This window comes from Sideroxyarcus sp. TK5 (assembly GCF_054601595.1).
The window spans coordinates 1-1,208 of the sequence record NZ_BAAHSJ010000032.1 but is presented as its reverse complement, the minus strand read 5'-3'; the positions used below and the strand labels follow the sequence as shown (position 1 = coordinate 1,208).

Below are 1,208 nucleotides of genomic sequence, written 5' to 3'. Positions count from 1 at the left end.
CTGACCTGCCCAGATTCTTCGGACCATTCATTCTTGGAGAACGGCCTCGGTTTCAGCGGTCTTGCCGCCCATTGATCTGAACGCGCTTGGCGTCAGATTACCTAAACTCGAATGCGGGCGAACATCATTGTAATGACGCCGCCAGCTCTCTATCACCACCTTGGCCTCGGCACGAGACCGGAACCACTCCATCGACAGGCACTCATCCCTGAACTTCCCGTTGAAGCTCTCGGCCACGCCGTTCTGCCAAGGCTTGCCCGGTTCGATCAGAGCCATGTCCAAGCCGTTACCAGTCGCCCATCTTAGTAAGGCGGTCGATACAAACTCAGGCCCGTTATCCGAGCGCAGGACCCTTGGTACGCCTCGCACGCTCATCAGTTGCGACAACACCTCGATCACTCTGGTCGACCGAATCGATCCTGCTACATCGATTGCCAGCGACTCTCTGGTGAACTCATCCACCACCGTCAGGCATTTCAGTTGCTGCCCCGTCGCGGTGGTGTCGAACACGAAGTCATACGCCCACACTTGATTGGCAGACGTTGCGGGCTGCGGCCTGGGGCGGCTACTGGCCACTCTGCGTCGCGGCCGTTTCTTTGGTACCTGTAGCCCGGTCTTGCTCCATAGCCGATACGCTCGTCCAGGGCTCATCGTATGGCCTTGCCGCTCCATGAAGATGCGGATGCGGCGATAACCATAGCGCGGGTACTGCGCCGATAGGATCACCATGCTGCTGACCGCTTCTGCATCCTTCACAGCCTGTGCTGACTCATAGTGCAATGCTGACCTGGACACACTCAATAGCGTACACGCCCGTCGTTCCGACAGCCCGCGCATCTTGGCATAGGCGACCTGCTTGCGCCGGGCAGGTACGCTCACCATTTTTTTACGGCGATCTCCTTCATCACTTCGATCTCGAGATCTCGTTCAACGACGAGCTTCTTCAGCCTCGCATTCTCCTGCTCCAACTGGCGCAGACGCTTCACGTCGTTTGAGTCCATGCCGCCGAAGCGCTGACGCCAGGTGTAGAGGGTTTGCTCGCTGACACCATGGGCCTTGGCTACCGCGGCAATCGAGGTGCGATCCGCCTCGCGCAACATGCCGACCATCTGTGCTTCCGTAAATCTGCTCTTCTTCATGACTTCCTCTCTTCAAGGAAGCCATCCTCTCAAGTTTTACGTGGTCCGAAAAGTCTGGAGCAGGTCAGG

The 1,208-nt window shown here is 57.9% G+C and carries 1 protein-coding gene; it reads right to left on the bottom strand.

The annotated features are described in order from the left end of the window. Positions 1–27 precede the first annotated feature (27 nt). A protein-coding gene (locus ACYPYQ_RS13550; protein ID WP_459724446.1) for an IS3 family transposase occupies positions 28–1,139 on the bottom strand; the annotation gives its coding sequence in 2 pieces (ribosomal slippage) (positions 28–893 and positions 893–1,139; 1,113 coding nt in all). Positions 1,140–1,208: the final 69 nt, after the last annotated feature.